The organism is Xanthobacter sp. (genome assembly GCF_041911315.1).
GTDB classification, from domain to species: Bacteria; Pseudomonadota; Alphaproteobacteria; order Rhizobiales; family Xanthobacteraceae; genus Xanthobacter; species Xanthobacter aminoxidans.
The window spans coordinates 15,269-38,611 of the sequence record NZ_JAYRPE010000047.1; the positions used below are offsets into that span (position 1 = coordinate 15,269).

The 23,343-nt window shown below is 67.9% G+C and carries 18 protein-coding genes and 1 pseudogene; 15 read left to right on the forward strand and 4 right to left on the reverse strand.

The window, feature by feature from the left end:
• Positions 1-4: 4 nt before the first annotated feature.
• On the reverse strand, positions 5-334 hold the full coding sequence (locus ACE3QW_RS14295; RefSeq protein ID WP_374252005.1) for a 2Fe-2S iron-sulfur cluster-binding protein: 330 nt from the start codon (positions 332-334) through the stop codon (positions 5-7).
• A 35-nt stretch (positions 335-369) separates the two neighbouring features.
• Positions 370-1,047 (reverse strand): acireductone synthase, encoded by a 678-nt coding sequence (mtnC, locus tag ACE3QW_RS14300; RefSeq protein ID WP_374252007.1) that lies wholly within the window; start codon positions 1,045-1,047, stop codon positions 370-372.
• A 175-nt stretch (positions 1,048-1,222) separates the two neighbouring features.
• Between mtnC and ACE3QW_RS14305 the strand changes: the two genes are divergently transcribed.
• The gene (locus ACE3QW_RS14305; protein WP_374252009.1) at positions 1,223-2,476 is read left to right on the forward strand and encodes a lytic murein transglycosylase; all 1,254 of its coding nucleotides are present in this window, start codon (positions 1,223-1,225) and stop codon (positions 2,474-2,476) included.
• Between the two features lie 3 nt (positions 2,477-2,479).
• Here ACE3QW_RS14305 and ACE3QW_RS14310 read toward each other — a convergent pair whose 3' ends face one another.
• A complete protein-coding gene (locus tag ACE3QW_RS14310; protein WP_374252011.1) occupies positions 2,480-3,751 on the reverse strand; it encodes an MFS transporter in 1,272 nt (423 codons plus the stop codon).
• Positions 3,752-3,963: 212 nt separating this feature from the next.
• Positions 3,964-4,656: a helix-turn-helix domain-containing protein gene (locus ACE3QW_RS14315; RefSeq protein ID WP_374252013.1), complete on the reverse strand. Its 693-nt coding sequence runs from the start codon at positions 4,654-4,656 to the stop codon at positions 3,964-3,966.
• A 247-nt stretch (positions 4,657-4,903) separates the two neighbouring features.
• Between ACE3QW_RS14315 and ACE3QW_RS14320 the strand changes: the two genes are divergently transcribed.
• The 14 genes and pseudogenes from ACE3QW_RS14320 (at position 4,904) to ACE3QW_RS14385 (ending at position 23,222) form a co-directional block, all read left to right on the forward strand.
• Complete coding sequence (locus tag ACE3QW_RS14320; protein ID WP_374252015.1) at positions 4,904-7,657, forward strand: nitrate/nitrite transporter; 2,754 nt, start codon at positions 4,904-4,906, stop codon at positions 7,655-7,657.
• Between the two features lie 84 nt (positions 7,658-7,741).
• Positions 7,742-11,485 carry a nitrate reductase subunit alpha gene (locus ACE3QW_RS14325; protein ID WP_374252017.1) on the forward strand — a complete coding sequence of 1,248 codons (3,744 nt, stop codon included), beginning with the start codon at positions 7,742-7,744 and terminating at the stop codon, positions 11,483-11,485.
• A complete protein-coding gene (gene narH / locus ACE3QW_RS14330) occupies positions 11,482-13,017 on the forward strand; it encodes a nitrate reductase subunit beta (RefSeq protein ID WP_374252018.1) in 1,536 nt (511 codons plus the stop codon). The genes ACE3QW_RS14325 and narH overlap by 4 nt, the downstream gene beginning before the upstream one ends.
• Entirely contained in the window at positions 13,017-13,736 is a 720-nt protein-coding gene (narJ, locus tag ACE3QW_RS14335; RefSeq protein ID WP_374252020.1) for a nitrate reductase molybdenum cofactor assembly chaperone, read from the forward strand. The genes narH and narJ overlap by 1 nt, the downstream gene beginning before the upstream one ends.
• An 11-nt stretch (positions 13,737-13,747) precedes the next feature.
• A complete protein-coding gene (narI, locus tag ACE3QW_RS14340) occupies positions 13,748-14,521 on the forward strand; it encodes a respiratory nitrate reductase subunit gamma (protein WP_374252022.1) in 774 nt (257 codons plus the stop codon).
• A 5-nt stretch (positions 14,522-14,526) separates the two neighbouring features.
• Positions 14,527-15,369: a peptidylprolyl isomerase gene (locus ACE3QW_RS14345; protein ID WP_374252024.1), complete on the forward strand. Its 843-nt coding sequence runs from the start codon at positions 14,527-14,529 to the stop codon at positions 15,367-15,369.
• A gap of 9 nt (positions 15,370-15,378) precedes the next feature.
• Entirely contained in the window at positions 15,379-15,768 is a 390-nt protein-coding gene (locus tag ACE3QW_RS14350) for a hypothetical protein (protein ID WP_250166410.1), read from the forward strand.
• Positions 15,755-16,372: pseudogene (locus tag ACE3QW_RS14355) on the forward strand (carbonic anhydrase); the annotation flags it as partial. The gene ACE3QW_RS14350 and the pseudogene ACE3QW_RS14355, both read left to right, overlap by 14 nt.
• Before the next feature lie 222 nt (positions 16,373-16,594).
• Positions 16,595-17,626 (forward strand): GTP 3',8-cyclase MoaA, encoded by a 1,032-nt coding sequence (gene moaA, locus ACE3QW_RS14360; protein ID WP_250166408.1) that lies wholly within the window; start codon positions 16,595-16,597, stop codon positions 17,624-17,626.
• 33 nt (positions 17,627-17,659) lie between these two features.
• A complete protein-coding gene (locus ACE3QW_RS14365) occupies positions 17,660-18,838 on the forward strand; it encodes an NnrS family protein (RefSeq protein ID WP_374252027.1) in 1,179 nt (392 codons plus the stop codon).
• Between the two features lie 130 nt (positions 18,839-18,968).
• Positions 18,969-19,946: a TAXI family TRAP transporter solute-binding subunit gene (locus ACE3QW_RS14370; protein WP_024277558.1), complete on the forward strand. Its 978-nt coding sequence runs from the start codon at positions 18,969-18,971 to the stop codon at positions 19,944-19,946.
• A 100-nt stretch (positions 19,947-20,046) separates the two neighbouring features.
• Positions 20,047-22,176 carry a TRAP transporter permease gene (locus ACE3QW_RS14375; RefSeq protein ID WP_024277557.1) on the forward strand — a complete coding sequence of 710 codons (2,130 nt, stop codon included), beginning with the start codon at positions 20,047-20,049 and terminating at the stop codon, positions 22,174-22,176.
• 3 nt (positions 22,177-22,179) lie between these two features.
• Complete coding sequence (locus ACE3QW_RS14380) at positions 22,180-22,545, forward strand: DUF1850 domain-containing protein (RefSeq protein ID WP_374252030.1); 366 nt, start codon at positions 22,180-22,182, stop codon at positions 22,543-22,545.
• Positions 22,546-22,622: 77 nt separating this feature from the next.
• Positions 22,623-23,222 (forward strand): DUF2239 family protein, encoded by a 600-nt coding sequence (locus tag ACE3QW_RS14385; protein ID WP_374252032.1) that lies wholly within the window; start codon positions 22,623-22,625, stop codon positions 23,220-23,222.
• The last annotated feature ends 121 nt before the right edge of the window (positions 23,223-23,343 follow it).

Here is a 23,343-nt window from a genome sequence, read left to right on the forward strand (position 1 = left end):
CGCCTCAGAAATCCCCCGCCTCCTCCGGCGCGATCACCACCGCCATGCCCTCCAGCGCGGGCTCCAGCTTCAATTGGCAGGCGAGGCGGGAGGCGAGGGTGCGGTTCTGGCTGGTGGCGAGCATGCGGCTTTCGCCGGGGCTGATCGGGGGCGCCGTGACGCCCTCCGGCAGCGTGACGAAGACATGGCAGGTGGCGCAGGCGCAGCCGCCGCCGCACTGGGCGGTGAGTTCCTCGATGCCGGCCTTGCGGATGGCCTTCAGCAGCGTCGCGCCATCACGCCCCGTCACCTCCTGGCGGGCGCCGCTGCGGGTTTCCACGGTGAAGCGCGCCAAGAGTCAGCCCCCCGCCCAGACGTCCGAACGCCGGCTCACGGCAGGATGACGGACGCGAGGTCCGCCGCCGCCGGGTGCCTTCCGCTGTCGCCGCCGTCGCGCGCGATCCGCACCGTGGCGAGGCCGGCGGAGGCGGCGGCGTCCAGCTCGTCCACATTGCCGGAGAGCACGAGGATCTGCGTCGGGGCGAGGCCGATCTCCTGGGCGATGGCCTTGTAGGCCTCCTCCTCCATTTTCTGACCCATGCGGGTGTCGAAGAAGCCGTCCAGCAGGCGCTCCGCATCCGAGCCGGCGGAGGAGAGCCAGAGCTTCTGCGCCAGTTCCGACGAGGAGGAGAAGGTGAAGAGCTTCAGCCCCTGCCCCTTCCAGGCGGCAAGGCTCGGCCCGGCATCGCCATGGACCTCCGCGCTGAAGGCGCCGGCCGCATAACCCTCCTGCCAGATGCGGCCCTGGATGATCTTGAGCGGCGTCGGATTGCGGCCCTGTTTCATCCAGCGCAGCAGCAGCGCTTCCGCCTCGCGGGGCTTGAGGGAGAAGCCGCCCATGAGGCGGCCGGCCTCGTCCAGCGCCTCCTCGATCTCCTCGTCCTCCGCGCCGTGCTCGGCGATGAAGGCGCCGAGCCGCTCGCGGGCATGGGGCACCAGCGTCTCATCGAGGAAGGACTGGGGGCCGAGAACGCCCTCGATGTCCATCAGCACCGCCTCTATGGCCATGACACCGCCTCTGCCTTATCGACCGAAATGCGCCCGTGTCGGGAACGCGCCAATGCGGCCCTTCCCCGGCACGCCGATCGGGTTTGAAGGGAAGGCAAGCACCCGCCGTGCCAGCCGCCGGCTTTGGCGGCGGCGGGGCGCCATGCTAGCCTCCGGCGCTGCTTTCCCCTGATCGATGAGCCGTCCCTTGCCTGCCGGTTGCCGTTGCCTCCTCGCCGGGCTGATCGCCTGGACCCTGGCCCTCACCATCGCCGCTGCCGCGCCGGCGCATGCGGCGGATGCTGCATTCACGCAATTCATCGCCTCCCTGTGGCCGGAGGCGCAGGCGGCGGGCGTGTCGCGCGCCACCTTCGAGCGGGAGACGGCGGGCCTCGAGCCCGACTACAAGCTGCCCGACCTCGCCTTGCCCGGCCGCCCCTCCACCGGCGCCGGCGGACAGGCCGAATTCGTGCAGGTGCCGGCGGCCTATGTGAAGGAGGCCACCATCGCCCGCCTTGCCGCCGAGGGGCAGCGGCTGATGCAGAAATACAAGGCGCCCCTCGACCGCATCGAGGCCATGTTCGGCGTGCCTGCCCCCGTGGTGCTGGCCATCTGGGGCCGCGAGACCGATTTCGGCCGCTACACCTCGCCCCACGACGCGCTCAAGGTGCTGGCGACGCAGGCCTATGCCGGACGACGCAAGGACCAGTACCGCACCGAGTTCATCCTCGCCCTGAAGATGCTGAACGACGGCGACGTGACCCGGAAGGATTTCCGCGCCTCCTGGGCCGGCGCGACCGGCCTCACCCAGTTCCTGCCCTCCGATTACGTGAAACACGGCGTCGATCTCGACGGCACCGGCCATGCCGACATCTGGCACTCGGTGCCGGACGCGCTCGCCTCCGCCGCCAAGCAGCTCGCCGACAAGGGATGGCAGCCGGGCGTGCGCTGGGCCTATGAGGTGCTGGCGCCGGTGAATGCCGACTGCACCATGGGCGTGCCGGAGGTGAAGCAGCCCATCAGCGAATGGATCCGCGCCCGCTACGCCCCCGTCCGCCGCCTCTCCGCCACCGAGGTGGCGCAGCCCGCATCGCTGTTGCAGCCGGAGGGCACCTACGGCCCCTCCTTCCTCACCACGGCGAACTATTTCGTCATCAAGCAGTACAATTTCTCCGACCTCTACGTGCTGTTCGTCGGGCACCTCTCCGACCGCATGACGGATCCCTCGCCCTTCCGCACGCCGTGGTCGGCCTCCTCCCAGCTCAAGACGAAATCGGTGGAGGCCATGCAGAAGCACCTCGCGCGGCTGGGGCTCTATTCCGACAAGATCGACGGCAAGGCCGGCATGCAGACGCGCGCGGCGCTCGGCGCCTACCAGAAGTCCGCCGGCCTCAAGGTGGACTGCTGGCCGAGCGAGGCGGTGCTGAACGCCATGAATGCCGGGCGCTGAAGCTCAGGGGATCGCGCGGTCCTCGTCCGGCCGGTGGAAGGTGAGGACGAGGACCACGGACGAGAGCGCCAGCACCGCCATCAGGCCGAAGCCGTCGGCGAACGAGCCGCGCAGGGACAGCACGAAGCCGGTGATAACAGGGGCGACGAAGCCGGCCAGCGCGAAGCAGAAATCCATGATGCCGAGCGCCGTCGCCGCCTTCTCCGGCACGATGTCCACATTCACCGCGAAATAGGCCGCGTTCGCCCCCATGGAGGCGGCGACCGCCAGCGAGATGCAGGCGATGGCCACCGGCAGGCTGGCGCTGAACGCCACCGGCACCACCGCGAGCGCCGCCACCAGTTGCGTCCCGGCGATGAGGTAGGAGCGCGACACGCGCAGCCGGCCGGTGGTCTTCAGGAGGTGATCCGACCAGCGCCCCAGCGCCCAGAGCGCCACGGCGGCACACAGCCAGGGCAGCACGGTGAAGGCGCCCACGGCGGCAAGGTTCAGCCCGTAGGACTGCTGGAGATAGCTCGGCAGCCAGGCCATGAAGAAGAACAGGAAGTAGCCGAAGACGAAGAAGGCCCAGTAGTTCACCAGCAGCGTGCGGTTGGTGAGCAGCACCCGCACCTCGCTCATGCGCGGCCAGCGGCGGACGGGCGCGGCCTCCGCCGTCTGGCCTTCGCGGATGAAGGCGAGTTCCTGCGCATTCACATGGCGCGACTGGGCCGGGTCGTCGCGGAACAGGACGTACCAGAGCGGCACCCAGACCAGCGAGAGCGCGAACAGCACGGCGAACGTGCCGCGCCAGCCCAGCGCCGCCAGAAGCTGCGTCACGATCGGCCCGCCGCAGGCGAGCGCCACCGGCACAGCCACCAGCGCATAGGAGAGCGCGCTCGCCTGCCGGGCCGGCGGCAGCCAGCGCTCCACCGCGCCGGTGACGGCGGAGAAGTTCGGCCCCTCCGCCATGCCCAGCAGCGTGCGCGCGAGATAGAGAGTGAGGAAGCCGGAGGCGAGGCCGGTGAGGCCGATGGACAGGCTCCACAGCACCGCCGCGATGCTCAGCACGATGCGCGCGCCATAGCGATCCACCGTGAAGCCGCCGATAAGCGTCGTCACCGCATAGCCGAGGCCGAACGCGCCGAGGATGGTGCCGGCGGCGGCCTTGGAGAGGCCGAGCTGCTGCTCGATGGCCGGGATGGCATAGGAGATGGCGGCGCGATCGATGTAGTTCACCACCGTGATGGCGAACAGCAGGAAGATCACCACCCTGTGGAACCGCGTCGCTGCCATGGCTCTCCCCCCCCCGTGCGCGGTGAGTCACCGGCCGGGAGCACCATGGGCAAGACGCGCGGTCTTAATCAAGAGCGATCCGCCACAACCGTCATCCCCCGGTTCATCCGGGGGATCCACGCCTCCGCGGGAACGGTGCCCGGCCTCCTGCACCCCGCGCGCGGCACCGTGGACGCCCGGACAAGCCGGGGCATGCCGACAGTGAGTGCCCCTCACTCCGGCCCGTCGATGAGCGGATCGGGCCGCGCGAAGGCGGCGAGCGCCGCGCGGTCGGCGAGGGTGATGACGGCGCCCCGGCTCGTCACGCCGTGGGTCTTGAGCACGGCGAAGGCGCGGGAGAGATTTTCCGGCGTCATGCCCAGCAGCGAGGAGAGGACCCGTTTCTCGAACGGCAGAGTGATGCGCCCTGCGCCCTCCGCATCGGCGCGCTGGAGCAGCCAGTTGGCGAGGCGCTCCGCCCCGGTGCGCAATTTCTGGCCCTTCACCTCCTTCACCGCCCGGCGATAGCCGCGGGCCAGCTCGGTGACGACAGCACGGGTGAAGGCCGCGTCCGTGCCCATCGCATCGCGCACCTTCTCGGCCGGGATCATCAGCACCTGCGATTTCTGCAGGGTGCGGGCGGACTGGAGATAGATGCGCGCATTGAGCACCGCCGCGAGGATGAAGGTGCCCACCGGCTCCACGATGCTCATGGTGGTCTCGCGCTCGCCGGAGGTGGCGAACAGCTCCACCTGCCCCTCCACCACCACATGGAGGAAGTCCGCCTCGTCATTCTCGTTGATCAGCGTCACCCCCGGCGGGAATCGCTGGAGAAACGCCGTGCGCACCAGCTCCGCGAAGGTCTCCTCGCGGGCATCGGCGAACAGCGGCAGGCTTCGGATCACGGCGGCGTCGTCGGGCCTCATGCGCACCTCGTTTCGTCACCCCTACCATGCCATCGCCTTCGCCACTTGACAAATGTCAATTGCCGCGTCAAAGCTTGTAAAGTCGAGACAGTAATAAAGACATTTCGCGTCGGGTCATCCAATAAGTCTCCGCTGTTTTCTGATGACCGAAGTCTATTACTGATACAGATCAAAGAAGCCACGGCGCCCCCGCCGCAGGTTGCGACGCGCGGTCCAGCCGCGACTTTGCAACTGGCGGGTTGAAGCCATGCACACCCCTTTCGAGGCGAGCCAAAGCGACCAGCGGCGCGCCCTTTCCATGAGCACCCTCGCCTTCACCGTGTGCTTCGCGGTGTGGACGATCTTCTCCATCATCGGCATCCGCATCCGGCAGGATCTCGGCCTCTCGGACACCGAGTTCGGCCTCCTCATCGGCACGCCGATCCTCACCGGCTCGCTCATCCGCGTGGCGCTGGGCGTGTGGGCGGACGTGTATGGCGGGCGCGTGGTTTTCGCCCTCACCATGCTGGCGGCGGCAGTGGCCACCTTCCTCCTCACCTATGCCGCGACCTATCCGCAGTTCCTGCTGGCGGCGCTGGGCGTCGGCATCGCCGGCGGCTCCTTCTCGGTGGGCGTCGCCTATGTCTCGCGCTGGTATCCGGCGGGCAAGCAGGGCACGGCGCTCGGCATCTTCGGCGCCGGCAACGTGGGCGCGGCGGTGACCAAGTTCCTGGCCCCCTTCGTGCTCGTCGCCTTCGGGTGGCAGATGGTGGCGCAGGTGTGGGCCGCCGCCCTCGTGGTGATGGCGGTGCTTTTCTTCGTCACCACCAAGGATGATCCGGTGCTGGTGGAGCGCCGCCGCCTCGGCATCAAGCCGAAGAGCGCGTGGCTGGAGCTGGAGCCGCTGAAGAACGTCCAGGTGTGGCGCTTCTCGCTCTATTATTTCTTCGTCTTCGGCGCCTTCGTCGCGCTGGCGCTGTGGCTGCCCCAGTATCTGGTGAAGGTCTACGGCCTCGACATCAAGCAGGCGGGCATGATCGCCGCCGCCTTCTCCGTGCCGGCGAGCCTGTTCCGCGCCTATGGCGGGCATCTCTCCGACGTCTACGGCGCGCGGCGGGTGATGTACTGGACCTTTCTCGTCTCCGTCCTCGCCACCTTCGTGCTGTCCTATCCGCCCACGGACTATGTGGTGCGCGGCATCAACGGGCCCATCACCTTCCACATGGAAATGGGCGTCGCCGGCTTCACCGTCACGGTGTTCGTGCTCGGCTTCTTCATGGCCCTGGGCAAGGCGGCGGTCTACAAGCACATCCCGGTCTACTACCCCAACAATGTGGGCGCCGTGGGCGGCCTCGTGGGGATGATCGGCGGCCTCGGCGGCTTCGTGCTGCCCCTCGCCTTCGGCGTGCTCAACGACCTCACCGGCCTGTGGACCAGCTGCTTCATGCTGCTGTTCGTCATCGCGGTCGGGGCGCTGGCCTGGATGCACCTCGCCATCCGCCATATGGAGAAGGAAGCCTCCGCTCCCGCGCTGGCCAGCCTGCCCGAGCTGCCGGAAATGCAGGGCATGCCGACGCCAGCCCTGCCCGCCCGCAAGGCCGGCGCGGTGCTGACCGACTGGCGGCCCGAGGACAAGGCCTTCTGGGCCTCCACCGGCCGCGCCATCGCCCGGCGCAACCTTTGGCTCTCCATCCCGGCGCTGCTCTTGTCCTTCGCCATCTGGCAGGTGTGGTCGGTGGTGGTGGCGAAGCTGCCGCTGGTGGGCTTCAAATTCACCACCGACCAGCTGTTCTGGCTCGCCGCCTTGCCGGGCCTGACCGGCGCGACGCTGCGCATCTTCTATTCCTTCATGGTGCCGATCTTCGGCGGGCGGCTGTGGACGACGCTCACCACCTGGTCGCTCATCATCCCCGCGCTCGGCATCGGCTATGCGGTGCAGAACCCGGACACGCCCTATGTGGTGCTGCTCATCCTCGCGCTGCTGTGCGGCTTCGGCGGCGGCAACTTCGCCTCCTCCATGGCCAACATCTCCTTCTTCTTCCCCAAGGCGGAGAAGGGCAACGCGCTGGCGCTGAATGCCGGCCTCGGCAATCTCGGGGTCAGCGTGGTGCAGTTCGTGGTGCCGCTGGTCATCACCATGGGCCTGTTCGGCACCTTCGGCGGTGATCCGGCGATGGTGAAGGCGGCGGCGGGGCCGGCGCCCATGTGGCTGCAGAATGCCGGCTTCGTCTTCGTGCCCTTCATCGTCCTCTCGGCCTTCGGCGCGTGGTTCGGCATGAACGACATCGCCGACGCCCGCGCCTCGTTCCGCGAGCAGTCGGTAATCTTCCAGCGCAAGCACAACTGGATCATGTGCTGGCTCTATACGGGGACGTTCGGCTCCTTCATCGGCTATTCCGCGGGCTTTCCGCTGCTCACGAACATCCTCTTCCCGGAGGTGAACGCGCTCTCCTACGCCTTCCTCGGCCCGCTGGTCGGCGCCCTCGCCCGCTCCGGCACGGGGTGGCTGGCGGACCGCTATGGCGGCGGGCGGGTGACGCTCTTCGTCTTCGTGCTGATGATGGCGGGCGTGTCGGGCGTGCTGTGGACCATCGGCATGCGGGCGGAACCCTGGGCTTTCTCGGCCTTCTTCGCGGCCTTCCTGGTGCTGTTCTTCGCCACCGGCGTGGGCAACGCCTCCACCTTCCAGATGATCCCCGCGATCATGGCGAAGGAGATGGACCGCCTGATGCCCGCCGCCGATGCGGAGGCGCGCCGCAAGCAGGCGGAGAAGGAGGCTGCGGCCATCACCGGCTTCACCTCGGCGATTGCCGCCTTCGGGGCCTTCTTCATCCCCAAGGGCTACGGCACCTCCATCGCGCTGACGGGCGGGCCGGAGGCGGCGCTCTGGGCCTTCCTCGGCTTCTATGTGAGCTGCCTGGTCATCACCTGGGCCGTCTACACCCGCAAGGGCGGCCTCCTCCACGACATCGAGCGCGGGATCGCCCCGCGCGCCACCCCCCGTCCGGCTGCGGCCGCGTAGCACCAGCGGTTCGCGAGCCCGGCTCGCGAACCGGTGGTCAAGCCCGCGCGGCGCTTGAGCGAAAACACACGGAAGGCTCTACCCATGTCCCATTTCCTCGACCGGCTCACCTTCTTCCGCCGCGAGACCGAGCCCTTCTCCAACGGCCACGGCATCGTCACCCACGAGGACCGCTCGTGGGAGGACGGCTACAGGAAGCGCTGGCAGCACGACAAGATCGTGCGCTCCACCCATGGCGTGAACTGCACCGGCTCCTGCTCGTGGAAGATCTATGTGAAGGGCGGCATCGTCACCTGGGAAACCCAGCAGACGGACTATCCCCGCACCCGCCCGGACCTGCCGAACCATGAGCCGCGCGGCTGCGCCCGTGGCGCCTCCTACAGCTGGTATCTCTATTCCGGCGCGCGGGTGAAGCACCCCATGGTGCGCGGGCGCCTCCTCAAGCTCTGGCGCGAGGCGCGGGCCAAGCTGCCGCCGGTGGCCGCCTGGGCTTCCATCGTCGGCGATGCGGAAAAGCGCGCCTCCTACACCTCCATCCGCGGCCATGGCGGGCTCGTGCGCGCCAGCTGGGACGAGGTGAACGAGATCATCGCCGCCGCCAACGCCCATACCATCCGCACCCACGGCCCGGACCGGGTGGCGGGCTTCTCGCCCATCCCGGCCATGTCCATGGTCTCCTATGCGGCGGGAGCGCGCTATCTCTCGCTGCTCGGCGGCGTGTGCCTCTCCTTCTACGACTGGTATTGCGACCTGCCGCCCGCCTCGCCGCAGACCTGGGGCGAGCAGACCGACGTGCCGGAAAGCGCCGACTGGTACAATGCCGGCTTCATCATCGTGTGGGGCTCCAACGTGCCGCAGACCCGCACGCCGGACGCCCATTTCTATACCGAAGTGCGCTACAAGGGCACCAAGAGCGCGGTAGTGACGCCGGACTATGCCGAGGCCACCAAGTTCGCCGACATCTGGCTGAACCCCAAGCAGGGCACCGATGCCGCGCTGGCCCTCGCCATGGGCCATGTGATCCTGCGCGAATATCATCTCGACCGGCAGGTGCCCTATTTCGACGATTACCTGCGTCGTTACTCGGACATGCCCTTCCTCGTGCGGCTCGTCGAGCGCGACGGCCGCCTCGTGGCGGAGCGGATGCTGCGCGCGTCCGACCTGCCCGGCGGCCTCGGCGAGACCAACAATCCCGAGTGGAAGACCGTCGCCTTCGATGAGGCGAGCGGCGACCTCGTCGCCCCCGTGGGCTCCATCGGCCACCGCTGGGGCGAGCAGGCCAAATGGAACCTGGAGGAGAAGGACGGCACCGGCCGCGCCCTGCGCCTGCGCCTCTCGCTGGAGGACCATGCGGATGAGATCGCGGCCGTGGACTTCCCCTATTTCGGCGGCCGCGCTACCGAGCATTTCGTGGCCACCGACCATGGCGAGGTGCTGACCCGCAACTTGCCCGTGCGCCTTGTGCAGGGCGCGGACGGCAGCGTGATGAAGGTCGCCACCGTCTACGATCTCATGATGGCCAATTACGGCCTCGACCGCGGCTTCGGCGGCGGCAATGTCGCCGTCTCCTATGACGCGGACGTGCCCTTCACCCCCGCCTGGGCCGAGCGCATCACCGGCGTGAAGCGCGATGCCATCATCACCGTGGCGCGCGAGTTCGCCACCAATGCGGAGAAGACCAACGGGCGCTCGATGATCATCATCGGCGCGGCCATGAACCACTGGTATCACATGGACATGAACTACCGGGGGGTCATCAACCTCCTGGTGTTCTGCGGCGCCATCGGCCAGTCGGGCGGCGGCTGGTCGCATTATGTGGGGCAGGAGAAACTGCGGCCGCAGACCGGCTGGCAGCCACTCGCCTTCGGCCTCGACTGGTCGCGCCCGCCCCGGCACCAGAACGCCACCTCCTTCTGGTATGCCCACACGGACCAGTGGCGCTACGAGACGCTGACCGCCGGCGAGATCCTCTCCCCCACCGCGCCCAAGGGCGAGTGGGACAAGAGCTTCATCGACTACAACGTCCGCGCCGAGCGCATGGGCTGGCTGCCCTCCGCGCCCCAGCTGAAGCAGAACCCGCTCGCCATCTCCGCGAAGGCGAAGGCCGCCGGCCAGGAGGTGAAGGACTACGTCGCCTCCGCGCTCAAGAGCGGCGAGCTGGAACTCTCCTGCCACGACCCGGATCATCCGGACAACTGGCCGCGCAACCTCTTCGTCTGGCGCTCCAATTTGCTGGGGTCCTCGGGCAAGGGGCACGAATACTTCCTCAAGCACCTGCTCGGCACCCAGCACGGCGTGATGGGCAAGGACCTCGGCAGCGAAGGCGCGGTGCGCAACACGGAAGTCGCTTGGCAGGAGGAAGCGCCCACCGGCAAGCTCGATCTGCTGGTGACGCTGGACTTCCGCATGTCCACCACCTGCGTCTACTCGGACATCGTGCTGCCCACCGCCACATGGTACGAGAAGAACGATCTGAATACTTCGGACATGCACCCCTTCATCCATCCGCTCTCGGCGGCGGTGGACCCGGCGTGGGAAGCGCGTTCCGACTGGGACATCTACAAGGGCCTCGCCCGCACCTTCTCGGCCGTCGCGCCCGAGGTGCTGGGGGTGGAGACCGACACGGTGCTCACCCCCATCCTCCACGACACGCCCGCCGAGATCGCGCAGGCGCTGGACGTGAAGGACTGGAAGAAGGGCGAGGTGGAGCCCATTCCCGGCAAGACCATGCCCAGCGTGACCGTGGTGGAGCGCGACTATCCCGCGACCTACGCCCGCTTCACCGCGCTCGGCCCGCTGATGGAGAAAATCGGCAACGGCGGCAAGGGAATCAGCTGGAAGACCGGGCATGAGGTGGACGCCCTGCGCGCCCTCAACGGCACCCATCGCGAGGGCCCCGCCAAGGGCCTTGCGAAGATCGAGACCGACATCGACGCCGCCGAGGTCATCCTCATGCTGGCGCCGGAAACCAATGGCGAGGTGGCGGTGAAGGCGTGGGAAGCGCTTTCCCAGAACACCGGCCGCGAGCACGCCCATCTCGCCTTGCCGAAGGAAGACGAGAAGATCCGCTTCCGCGACGTACAGGCCCAGCCGCGCAAGATCATCTCCTCGCCCACCTGGTCGGGCATCGAGAGCGAGAAGGTCTGCTACAACGCCGGCTACACCAACGTCCACGAGCTGATCCCCTGGCGCACGCTCACCGGCCGCCAGCAGCTCTATCAGGACCACCTGTGGATGCGGGCCTTCGGCGAGGAGCTCGTCACCTGGAAGCCGCCGGTGGATCTGAAGACCATCCCCGGCCATCGCAATGCCAAGCCCAACGGCAATACCGAGATCGTGCTCAACTTCCTCACGCCGCACCAAAAGTGGGGCATCCACTCAACTTATACTGACAATCTACTGATGCTCACCCTCAACCGGGGCGGGCCGGTGATCTGGATCAGCGAGGACGACGCCCGCGCGGCCGGCCTTGCCGACAATGACTGGGTGGAGGTGTTCAACGCCAACGGCGCATTGACCGCCCGCGCCGTGGTCTCCCAGCGCGTCATGCCGGGCATGGCCATGATGTATCACGCGCAGGAGAAGATCATTAACACCCCCGGCTCGGAAATGACCGGCAAGCGCGGCGGCATCCATAATTCCGTGACGCGCACGGTGCTGAAGCCGACCCACATGATCGGCGGCTACGCCCAGCAATCCTACGGCTTCAACTATTACGGCACGGTCGGCGCCAACCGCGACGAGTTCGTGGTGGTGCGCAAGATGAACAAGGTCGATTGGCTCGAGGACGAGCTGCCGGCCGCTTCCGAAAAGGAGATGGCCCAATGAAGATCCGCGCCCAGATCGCCATGGTGCTGAACCTCGACAAGTGCATCGGGTGTCACACCTGCTCCGTCACCTGCAAGAACGTGTGGACGAGCCGCCAGGGCGTGGAATACGCCTGGTTCAACACTGTGGAGACCAAGCCCGGCGTCGGCTATCCCCGCGAGTGGGAGAACCAGAAGAAGTGGAACGGCGGCTGGCGCCGCAAGGCGAACGGCAAGATCGAGCCGCGCATCGGTGCGAAGTGGCGGGTGCTCGCCAACATCTTCGCCAATCCGGACCTGCCGGAGATCGATGATTATTACGAGCCCTTCACCTTCGATTACGAGCACCTGCACACCGCGAAGGAATCGAAAGCCTTCCCCACCGCCCGCCCGCGCTCCCTCGTTTCCGGCGAGCGGATGGAGAAGATCGAGTGGGGGCCGAACTGGGAGGAGATTCTGGGCGGCGAGTTCGCCAAGCGCCGCAAGGACGTGAACTTCGAGGGTGTGCAGGCCGAGATCTACGGCCAGTTCGAAAACACCTTCATGATGTACCTGCCGCGCCTGTGCGAGCACTGCCTGAACCCCACCTGCGCGGCCGCCTGCCCCTCCGGCGCCATCTACAAGCGCGAGGAGGACGGCATCGTCCTCATCGATCAGGACAAGTGCCGGGGCTGGCGCATGTGCGTGTCGGGCTGCCCCTACAAGAAGATCTACTACAACTGGTCTTCGGGGAAGTCGGAGAAGTGCATCTTCTGCTATCCCCGCATCGAGGCGGGCCAGCCCACCGTGTGCTCGGAAACCTGCGTCGGGCGCATCCGCTATCTCGGCGTGCTGCTCTATGACGCCGACCGCATCGAGGAAGCGGCCAGCGTGAAGGACGAGAAGAAGCTCTACCAGGCCCAGCTCGACCTCTTCCTCGATCCCAAGGATCCCGCCGTCATCGCCCAGGCCCGCGCCGATGGCGTGCCGGATGCCTGGATCGAGGCGGCGAAGGTTTCGCCCATCTGGAAGATGGCCATGGAGTGGAAGGTCGCCTTCCCGCTCCATCCCGAATACCGCACCCTGCCCATGGTCTGGTACGTGCCGCCGCTCTCGCCCATCCAGTCCGCCGCCACCGCCGGCAAGATGGGCATGGATGGCGAGATGCCGGATGTGCGCTCCCTGCGCATCCCTTTGCGCTACCTCGCAAATCTCCTCACCGCCGGCAACGAGGAGCCGGTCGCCCTGGCGCTGGAACGCATGCTCGCCATGCGCGCCTACATGCGGGCGAAGACCGTGGACGGCCGCATCGATGGGGTCATCGCCACCAAGGTCGGCCTCACCGGCGCGGACATCGAGGACATGTACCAGACCATGGCCATCGCCAATTACGAGGACCGCTTCGTCATCCCCACAGCCCATCGCGAGGCGGGGGAAGACCCGTTCGATCTGCGCGGATCGTGCGGCTTCTCCTTCGGCAACGGCTGCTCGGGCGGGGACAGTGATGTGAACCTGTTCGGCAGCCCCACCCACACGCCCGGCCGGCGCACCAAGACACCGATGGAGGTGGAGTGATGGACGACAACCTCACCCTCAAGGCCCTCTCCCGCCTCCTCCTCTATCCCGAGGCGGCGTTGCAGGATGCGGCGCCCCACCTCGCCGAGGCGCTCACCGAAGACGGCCGGCTCGACGCCCCCACCCGCCTCGGCCTCATGCCGCTGCTGCGCTCGCTCGCGGGCGAGGACCTCTACGACCTGCAAGAGGCTTATGTGAGCCTCTTCGACCGCACGCGGCGCCTGTCCCTGCATCTGTTCGAGCATGTGCATGGGGAAAGCCGCGACCGCGGGCAGGCCATGGTGGACCTCGCGGCGCTCTACGCGCAGGGCGGCCTCGCCATCGACGCCAACGAGCTGCCGGACTTCCTGCCCCTGTTCCTGGAGTTCCTCGCCACCCGTCCGGAGGCGGAGGCGCAAGGGCTGCTCGCCGACGTGGATCACATCCTCGCCACGCTGGAAGAGCGCCTGAACGAGCGCGGCTCGCTCTATGCCGCCGTGCTCACCGCCGCGCGCCACCTTGCCGGTGCCGAAGCGGTGTTGGCACCCACACAGGAGCCGGCGCCCCACACCGAAGACCACTCCGCCCTCGACCTCACCGCCCTGGACAAGGAGTGGGAGGAAACCGCCGTCACCTTCGGCCCCGGCGATGCCGCCTCCTGCGGCGTCGATCGCTTCCGCACCCAGCTCCGCGCCGCCCAGCGCGATGTGCGCCACCCGGCGCCTCAACCTGCCGCCTGAAGGAGACGACCATGTCGCAGGCCATCAATTCAGCCCTGTTCGGCTGGTATCCCTACCTCTGCCTCACGGTGTTTCTCGTCGCCAGCCTCATCCGGTTCGACCGCGAGCAATACACCTGGAAGACCGGCTCCTCGCAGCTGCTGCGCAAGCGGCAATTGCGCTGGGGATCGAACCTCTTCCATGTGGGCATCCTCGTCATCTTCATCGGCCATGCGGTTGGCCTCCTCACCCCCATCTGGGTGTTCGATGCGCTGGGCATCTCGCATTCCTTCAAGCAGGGCCTCGCCATCACCGTGGGCGGCATCGCCGGGATGATGTGCTTCATCGGTATCGCGCTCCTGGCCCACCGCCGGCTGTTCGATCCGCGCATCCGGGCGAACTCCAGCTTCGGCGACACCGCCATCCTGCTGCTGCTGTGGGTTCAGCTCACGCTCGGCCTCTCCACCATCTTCGTCTCGCTCCACCACATGGATGGGCACGAGATGGTGAAGTTCATGAACTGGGCGCAGGGCATCCTCACCCTCCAGCCGGCGGCGGCCGCCTATGTGGCGGACGTGAGCCCCATCTTCAAGGCGCACCTCGTGCTGGGCATGACGATCTTCCTCGTCTTCCCCTTCACCCGCCTCGTGCATGTGTGGAGCGCGCCGGTCTGGTATCTCGGCCGGCCCGGCTATCAGGTGGTGCGTTCGCGCCGGCCTGCCCGCAAGCCGGTCGCGATGCGCCCGCAGCCGGCGACGGCGGCCGTGCGCCCCGCCGCCCGTCCTCTCAGCAATCCGGCGGAGTGAGAGCCATGGTCGAGATCGTCAGCCGCACCGCACCCCGCCCCGCCGGGCGCCGGCCGCAGGAACTCTCCGTGGACGGCGTCACCATCGCCCGCGCCGACATCGCCCGCGAAGCGCAGAACCATGCGGCCGCCGACCCCGCCGCCGCATGGCAGGCCGCCGCCCATGCCCTCGTGGTGCGCCAGCTGCTCCTCGCCGAGGCCGACCGCCTCGGCATCGCCGCCGTGCCGGAGGAGGACGACGAGGACCGTCGCGAAACCGAGGAAGAGGCGGTCATCCGCGCCCTGCTCGAGGAAGAGGTGAAGGTGCCCACGGCGGACGAGGCCACCTGCCGGCGCTATTTCGCGCGCAACCCCGCCCTCTTCCGCACCGGCGACCTCTATGAGGTGGCGCACATCCTCATCGCCGCCGACCCGGCCGACACTGAAGCCCGGCAGGCGGCGCGGGAGCAGGCCGACGCTTTGCTCAAAGCCCTTCTCTCGGGCGCCGTGGCGTTCAAGACCGCGGCGCGCGAAACCTCCGCCTGCCCCTCTCGCGAGGTGGGCGGCAGCCTCGGCCAGATCGGCAAGGGACAGACCGTGCCGGAGTTCGAGGCGGCGCTGGCGGCCATGGAGCCGGGCGCCATCCACCCCGTGCCGGTGGAGACGCGCTACGGCTTCCACATCGTGCGTCTTGCTCATCGGGTTGAGGGGCGAGACCTGCCGTTCGAGATGGTGCGGGAGGCCATTGCCGGCCATCTGGAGCTGTCCTCCTGGCACGCCGCCATGCGTCAGTATGTGAGCCTGCTCATCGGCCGCGCCGACATTCGCGGCATATCCATGGACGGGGCTTCATCGCCCCTCGTGCAATAGGGGCCCGCCATGCTGCTCGGAAGCCTGCTTCGGCGCCTGCGCGATGAACGCTTTGCGCAGGAAACCCTCCTCGGCCTCGGCGATCTCTCCCTCGTCGCCCGCGCCGATGCGGCCGGGGCGGCCTATGGGGAGAGCGCGGCGGACTATGCCGCCTCCGCCTGCGCCCGCTTCGGCGATCAGGCGGGCGACGAGGACTGGCTGGCGCTGATGACCGCGCTGGAGCGCAGCACCGACCCCGCCGCCACCTGCCTCAGGACCATGACCGAGTGGGCCCTGAAGGACGATGCGGCGGCCGCCGCCCGTGAAGCCGAAGGCGCTGCCCATGACGGCTGTGGCTGCGGCGGAGGGGGCGGGTGTGGGGGTGGAGGGCACGGTGGGGGCCACCATGGGCACGGCTGAGCGCCTCCGCCCGGACGGCATCCTCGATGAATTGTTCGACAACAATCTCGCCTGGGCGCGTGCCAAGACGGAAGAGGACCCCACCTTCTTCCGCCGCCTCGCCGAGCAGCAGGCGCCGCGCTTCCTGTGGGTCGGCTGCTCCGACAGCCGGGTGCCGGCCAACGACGTGGTGGGGCTCGACCCCGGCGAGCTGTTCGTCCACCGCAACATCGCCAACGTCATCCATTCCAGCGACATGAACATGCTGGCGGTGCTGGAATTCGCCGTGGAAGTGCTGGGCGTGCGCCATGTCATCGTCTGCGGCCATTATGGCTGCGGCGGTGTGCGGCGCGCGCTGGAGAATGCCGCCGGCACCGGCGGCAGCGCGCTGGTGGACCACTGGCTCGCCCCCATCGTCGATCTCTATTGCCGCCATCGCCGGGACATCGCGGCGGCCGGCGATGCCGCCCGGCAGATCGACCGCATGTGCGAGCTGAACGTCGCCTTGCAGATGCGCCGCCTCGCCGCCACGCCGGTCATGAAATCCGCCTGGGCGCGCGGCCATCAGGTGACGGTGCACGGCTGGATCTACGGCATCGGCGACGGCCTGTTGCGCGACCTCGGCACCACCATTTCCTCGCCCGAAGACTTCGCCGCTCTGCCGCCTCTCGACGATCTCATCGCCGCCCCGGCCGAGCCCATGACCGCCGCCCGGCGGCACGCCATCGCCGCCTTCCTGGAGATGGACGCGGAAGTGTTTCCCGCCCTCGGCGCCTGTGGCGTCGGCGCCTGTACCTGCGGCGCCTTTCCCCTGCCATCCGCCCGCGCGGCGGAGGAGGCCTGACTCATGCCCACCCAGATCGCCCCCTGCCCTGTGCCGGCGTCGCCCTGCGCGCTCATCGACCTGTTCGGCCGCCGCATCACCTATCTGCGCCTCTCCGTGACCGACCGCTGCGATTTGCGCTGCGTCTATTGCATGGCGGAGGACATGACCTTCCTGCCGCGCAACGAGGTGCTCTCCATCGAGGAGCTGGACCGCCTCGCCACCGCCTTCATCCGCCAGGGCGTCACCAAGCTGCGCCTCACCGGCGGCGAGCCGCTGGTGCGGCGGGGCATCATGGACCTCGTCGCCTCCCTCTCCCGCCACCTCGCCTCCGGCGCGCTGAAGGAGCTGACCCTGACCACCAACGGCACCCAGCTCGCCAGCCACGCGGACGACCTCGCGCGGCTCGGGGTGCGGCGGGTGAATGTGTCCCTCGACACGCTGGACCCTGATACCTTTAAGCGAGTCACCCGGCGCGGATCGCTGGCCGTCGTGATGGACGGAATCCGCGCGGCGCTGAATGCCGGACTGACTGTGAAACTGAACGTGGTGGCACTCGCCGATTCCACACCCGGCAACGTGGTGAAACTCATCGAATTCGCCCACCGGCATGGCATGGACATCACCTTCATCGAGACCATGCCACTGGGCGACGTGGGGGTGGACCGGGTCGATCAATACCTGCCGCTCGACAAGCTCAGGGCCTTGATAGAGCAGCACTTTTCCCTGATCGACACGCCGGAGCGCACCGGCGGCCCCGCCCGCTACGCCCGCGTCGCGGAAACCGGAGGCCGCATCGGCTTCATCACCCCCATGAGCCACTCCTTCTGCGAGAGCTGTAACCGTATCCGGGTAGGCGCGACGGGTGTTCTCTACACCTGCCTCGGCCAGGAAAATGCAGTGGATCTAAAGACTTGCCTGCGCACTGGCGGCGAGGCAGCGATGGTGGAGGCCATCGCCGATGCCATCCGCGCGAAGCCCCGCGGGCACGATTTCGTCATCACCCGCGGCGGCGCCCCGGCCCTGGCACGGCATATGTCGGCGCTGGGTGGCTGAGAAAAATTCTTTCTATATTTCAGGACTATAGCCATGCGCACCGCCGCCACTGTCCGCGCCTTCACCGGCCTCGCCGTGCTGAGCCGGGGCTTCCGCCCCTTCTTCCTCGGCGCCGGCCTGTTCGCCCTCGTCGCCATCGCCGTCTGGCCGGCGGCGTTTCTGGGCGAAGTCATTATTCCGACTGCATTTTCCGCTGTGGAATGGCACGCCCACGAGATGCTGTTCGGCTACGGCGCCGCCGTCATCGCCGGCTTTCTCCTCACCGCCATCCCCAACTGGACCGGCCGCCTGCCGGTGGCGGGAAATGCTCTCGGAAGCCTTGTCCTGCTTTGGTTTGCGGGCCGCGCCGCCGTGCTCGTCTCCGCCAAGATCGGCTGGGCCACGGCGGCGGGGATCGACGTGGCCTTTCTCGCCGTGTTCGCGCTGGTGGTGGCGCGGGAGGTCACGGCGGGGAAAAACTGGCGCAATCTCAAAGTTATAGCTGTGGTGGGCTTGCTCGCCGGCGCCAATCTCGCCTTCCATCTGGAAGCCCATTTCACCGGCGATGCCGACCATGCGGGGCGGGCGGCTCTGGCACTGATCGTCTTCCTCATCCTCCTGTTCGGCGGCCGGGTGGTGCCGAGCTTCACCGGCAACTGGCTGGCTCGGCGGCCGAATGAACAACGGCCCGCGCCGTTCGACCGCTGGGATTCCTATGCCCTCGGCATTTCCGCGCTGGCGCTCATTGGCTGGATCGCCTTTCCCGACAAGGGTTTGACGGGCATCGCGCTGATCGCGGCCGGGCTTGCATCCCTGGCCCGGCTCGCCCGCTGGCGCGGCTGGCGGACCTTCGCCGACCCGCTGGTTCTGGTGCTGCACGGCGCCTTCCTGCTGGTGGCGCTGGGCTTCCTCGCGGCCGGAGCGACGGCGCTGGCGCCGGGTCATGTGCCACCCGCCGTCGGGCTCCACGTGTGGGCAATCGGCGGCATCGGCGGCATGACTTTGGCCATGATGACACGGGCGACCCTCGGCCATTCCGGCCAGGCGCTTGCCGCAACGCCCGGCACCATCGCGGTCTATCTCCTTGTCGTTGCAGCACTTGTGGCGCGCGTGGCCATGGCTTGCCTCCCCCAGTGGATGGCACCGCTCATGCTGGTCGCGGCCGCCTTCTGGTGCGCCGCGTTCACCGGCTTCGTCATCATCTACGGGCCGATGCTGGTACGACGGAGTTGAGGTCGGATGAAGCTTGGCCATACCCGGCAACCGCGCATACGACTTTAGTCGTAAGAATCAGAAAGGCGCTGGCCTTTACGGTGCGAGACGGTAGCCTCCCTGCAACGATCGATAACAAGGGAGCACGCCAATGCAGCGCCTGTCCGCCGCAGCCAAAGCCTTTCGACCCGCCCATCTCGCCGCAGCCGCCCTCTCCTGCGCGCTCGCCCTCGCCCCGGCCGCCGCACGGGCCGAGTTCGTCAACGTCCTCACCGGCGGGACGTCCGGAGTCTACTATCCGCTTGGCGTCGCGATCTCGAAGGTCATCGGCGAGAAGGTGCCGGGCACCCGCCCCTCGGTGCAGGCGACCAAAGCGTCGGTGGAGAATCTGAACCTCATCCAGCAGGGCAAGGGCGAGGTCGCCTTCACCCTCGCCGACAGCCTCGCCGACGGCGCGGCCGGCAAGGAAGAGGCCGGTTTCAAAACGCCGCTCACCAAGGTGCGGGCGCTGGGCGGCATCTATCCCAACTACATCCAGATCGTGGCCTCCAAGGATTCCGGCATCAAGACCATCGCCGATCTCAAGGGCAAGCGCCTCTCCGTGGGCGCGCCCAAATCCGGCACGGAACTCAATGCCCGCGCCATTCTCAATGCGGCCGGCCTCAAGTATGAGGACCTCGGAAAGATCGAATACCTGCCCTTCGCCGAATCGGTGGAGCTGATGAAGAATCGCCAGCTCGACGCCACGCTGCAATCCGCCGGCCTCGGCGTCGCCTCCATCAAGGATCTCGCGAACTCGGTGCCGATCGTGGTGGTGGAGGTGCCCGGCGCGGTGATCGACAAGATCGGCGCACCCTATCTCAAGACCACCATCCCGGCGGGCACGTATGAGGGCCAGAGCGCGGACGTGGCGACGGCCGCCGTGCCGAATTTCCTCGTCACCCGGTCTGATCTGAAGGACGATGAGGTCTACGCCATCACGAAGGCCATCTACGAGAACCTGCCGGAACTGGCCGCGGCCCATTCCGCGGCGAAGTCCATCACCCTCGCGAATGCCATGAAGGGTTCGCCGGTGGCGTTCCATCCCGGGGCGGAAAAGTTCTTCAAGGAAAAGGGCGTCACGCCCTGATCCGGGGGGCGACACGCCCGCTCGATTGCCTTGCCGGCGGCGCGCTCCAGCGCCGCCGTTTCCCGTTCCAGACCGTGCCAGCCGCCGCGAGCCCTGATCCATGACCTCCTCGCTCCACACCCCGCAGACCGCCCCGCCGGTGAGCCACGACGTGAACAATCCCGACCACGGCGCGCCCGTGGTGGTGGATGACGCGCTGCTAGACCTCACCTGGGGGCCGGGGACGTGGGGCCGCACGGTGTTCTGGATTGCGGTGGCCTTCTCCACCTTCCAGGTCATTACGGCGGCCTGGAGCCCGCTCGCCAGCCAGGTGGTGCGCTCGATCCACGTGGGCTTCCTGCTTCTGGTGGTTTTCGCCATCGCCGCCAACCACAAGACCGGCACCGAGCGCCTCGTGCTGTGGGGCCTCGGCATCTTCTCCTTCATCGTCGGGCTTTATCACTGGGTGTTCTACGCCGCGCTGATCCAGCGGGCGGGCGATCCCTCCACCCTGGACATCGTGGTCGGCACCATTGCCGTGGCGCTGGTGTTCGAGGGTTCGCGCCGGCTCATGGGCGCCTCGCTGCCCATCATGTGCGGTGGCTTCATTCTCTACGGCCTGTTCGGCGAATACCTGCCCGCGCCCCTCGACCACCGCCCGTTCGACTATGTTCAGGTGGTGGACCAGATGTTTCTCGGCACCGAGGGCATCTACGGCACGCCCACCTACGTCTCCTCCTCCTTCATCTTCCTGTTCATCCTGTTCGGCGCCTTTCTCGAGCGCGCCGGGATGATCCAGCTGTTCAACGATCTCGCCATGGGCACGGTGGGCCACGCCAAGGGCGGCCCGGCCAAGGTGGCGGTGATCTCCTCGGCGCTGATGGGCACCATCAACGGCTCGGGCGTGGCCAACGTGGTCACCACGGGACAGTTCACCATCCCGCTCATGAAGCGCTTCGGCTACAAGCCGGCCTTCGCCGGCGCGGTGGAGGCCACCGCCTCCATGGGCGGGCAGATCATGCCGCCGGTGATGGGAGCGGTCGCCTTCATCATGGCTGAGACCATCGATGTCCCCTATGCCACCATCGCAACCGCGGCGGTGATCCCGGCCTTCCTCTATTTCTTCACCGTCTTCGCCATGGTGCATCTGGAGGCCGGCAAGGACGGCCTCTCCGGCCTGCCCAAGGACAAGTGCCCCAATGCATGGCTGGCGCTCAAGAACAACTGGTACCTCATCCTGCCGCTGGCGGCGCTGGTGTGGCTGCTGTTCTCCGGCTACACGCCGCTGTTCGCTGGCACGGTGGGTCTCGCGCTGACCGCCCTCATCGTGCTGGGCGCGCCGGTGGCCCGGTTGATCGGGCCTTACGGGCTGAGGGTAGTGTTCTGGATCGTGCTCGGCCTGTCGGCGGCGAGCTTCGTCGAATACGGCATCAACGGCGTCGCCACGGTCATCGCGGTGCTGGTGGCGATCCTGTTCTTCGTGAAGGGTGGGCGCGAGACGCTGCGCATCAGCATCGAGAGCATGGCGGACGGCGCCCGCAACGCGCTGCCCGTGGGCATCGCTTGCGCGCTGGTGGGCACAATGATCGGCGTGTTCACCCTGACCGGCGTCGCCACCACCTTCGCAACGTTCGTGGTGGAGGTGGGCAAGAACTCGCTGTTCCTGTCGCTGGTGCTGACCATGATCGCCTGCCTCATCCTCGGCATGGGGCTGCCCACCATCCCGAACTACATCATCACCGCCTCCATCGCCGGACCGGCGCTGCTGGCGCTCGGGGTGCCGCTCATAGTCTCCCACATGTTCGTCTTCTATTTCGGCATCATGGCCGACCTCACGCCGCCGGTGGCGCTGGCCGCCTTCGCGGCGGCGCCCATCGCGGGGGCGTCGGGGCAAACCATCGGCTGGATCGCGACGCGCATCGCGGTGGCGGGTTATGTGGTGCCGTTCATGGCGGTCTATGCTCCCGCGCTGATGCTGCAGAACGGCGATCCCATGGCCGATCTCATCGGCTTCTGGCCGGCGGTCGCCTATGTGTTCGTGAAGGCGATCGTCGCGATCATCCTGTGGGCCGCAACTGCCACCGGCTATCTGCTGGCGCCGCTCAACGTCATCGAGCGCATCATCGCCTTCGCCGCCGCGGCGCTGCTCATCCTCGCACTGCCCATGACCGACGAGATCGGCTTTGCCGCCTCTGCCGCCTTCATCGGCTGGCACTACTGGAAGAACCGGTCGCGTCCGGCCGTGGCCTAAGGGGTGGCCCTTGTCTGTTTGGCGACGGGCGCGACGGTGGTGCGCCTCGCCGCCGCCATCACCCTCGCCTGGACCCATTCGGTGCAGAAGAGCGCGTGGCAGGAAGACTGGCGCGCCACCTCCGACGGCCTCATGCTCGCCGAGGTGCGTGTCCAAGGCTCGGGCGCCGGCATGGAGCCGCCGGAGGGTGCCGTGCTGAAGGGCGGCTTCTACGTCGCCCATCCCACACTGGCGCCGCAGCGGGAGGTGATCCTGCGCCGCTCCGGCGCCACCGCGGACTGGCAGGTCTGCATTGCCGGCACCTGCCATTCCATGGCCGAACTGGTGCCGCCCGACGCTGATCCAGTAACTCTGACCATCTGCGAATAAGCCGCAGGCTGCCGGACGATCGGGCTGGACAGATATTTTCATCCGGGTATTTTCCTGCCCAAAGCAGGAGCCCTCCCGTGTCCCCCTCCCCCGCCAGACCATGCACCGCCTTTGCCGGAACGCGCCTCCTCCGGCGTGGTCCCCTCGCCGACGTGGCGCTGGCGGTGAAGGCGGCAACCGAGGCCGGAGAGAGCGTGCTCGTCTTCGACGATGCCACCGGGCGGCTCATCGATCTCGACCTGCGCGGCAGCGATCCCGAAATCCTCGCCCGCCTCGATGCCCCCTCCGCACCGGATGCCACCGAGCCCAAGGCCCCCGGCAAGGGCCGCGGCCGCCCGAAGCTGGGTGTTGTCGCACGCGAGGTGACGCTGCTGCCCCGGCACTGGGACTGGCTCGCCGCCCAGCCGAGCGGCGCCTCAGCGACCCTGCGCCGCCTGGTGGATGAGGCCCGGCGGCGGGGCGCACCGCAGCAGCAGCGGCGCTCCGCTCAGACCGCAGCCTATCATTTCATGCAGGCACTGGCCGGCGACCTGCCCGGCTACGAAGAGGCCACTCGCGCCCTGTTTGCCGATGACCGGGCGGGGCTGGAGCAGACGACAGCCGGCTGGCCGCCCGACGTGCGCGACCACGCCATCCACCTCGCCTTCGACGCGGTCAACGAGCCGGAGGCGGACTGACCCCCGCGCCAGTCACCACCCATCTGCGGCCCACACAGGAGGCCGACCGCCGAACGGCGACGCTGGGCGATTCGCGCCTGCTTTCCTTGATCGAGAAACTGCTGCCGGCCCGAACCGCGGA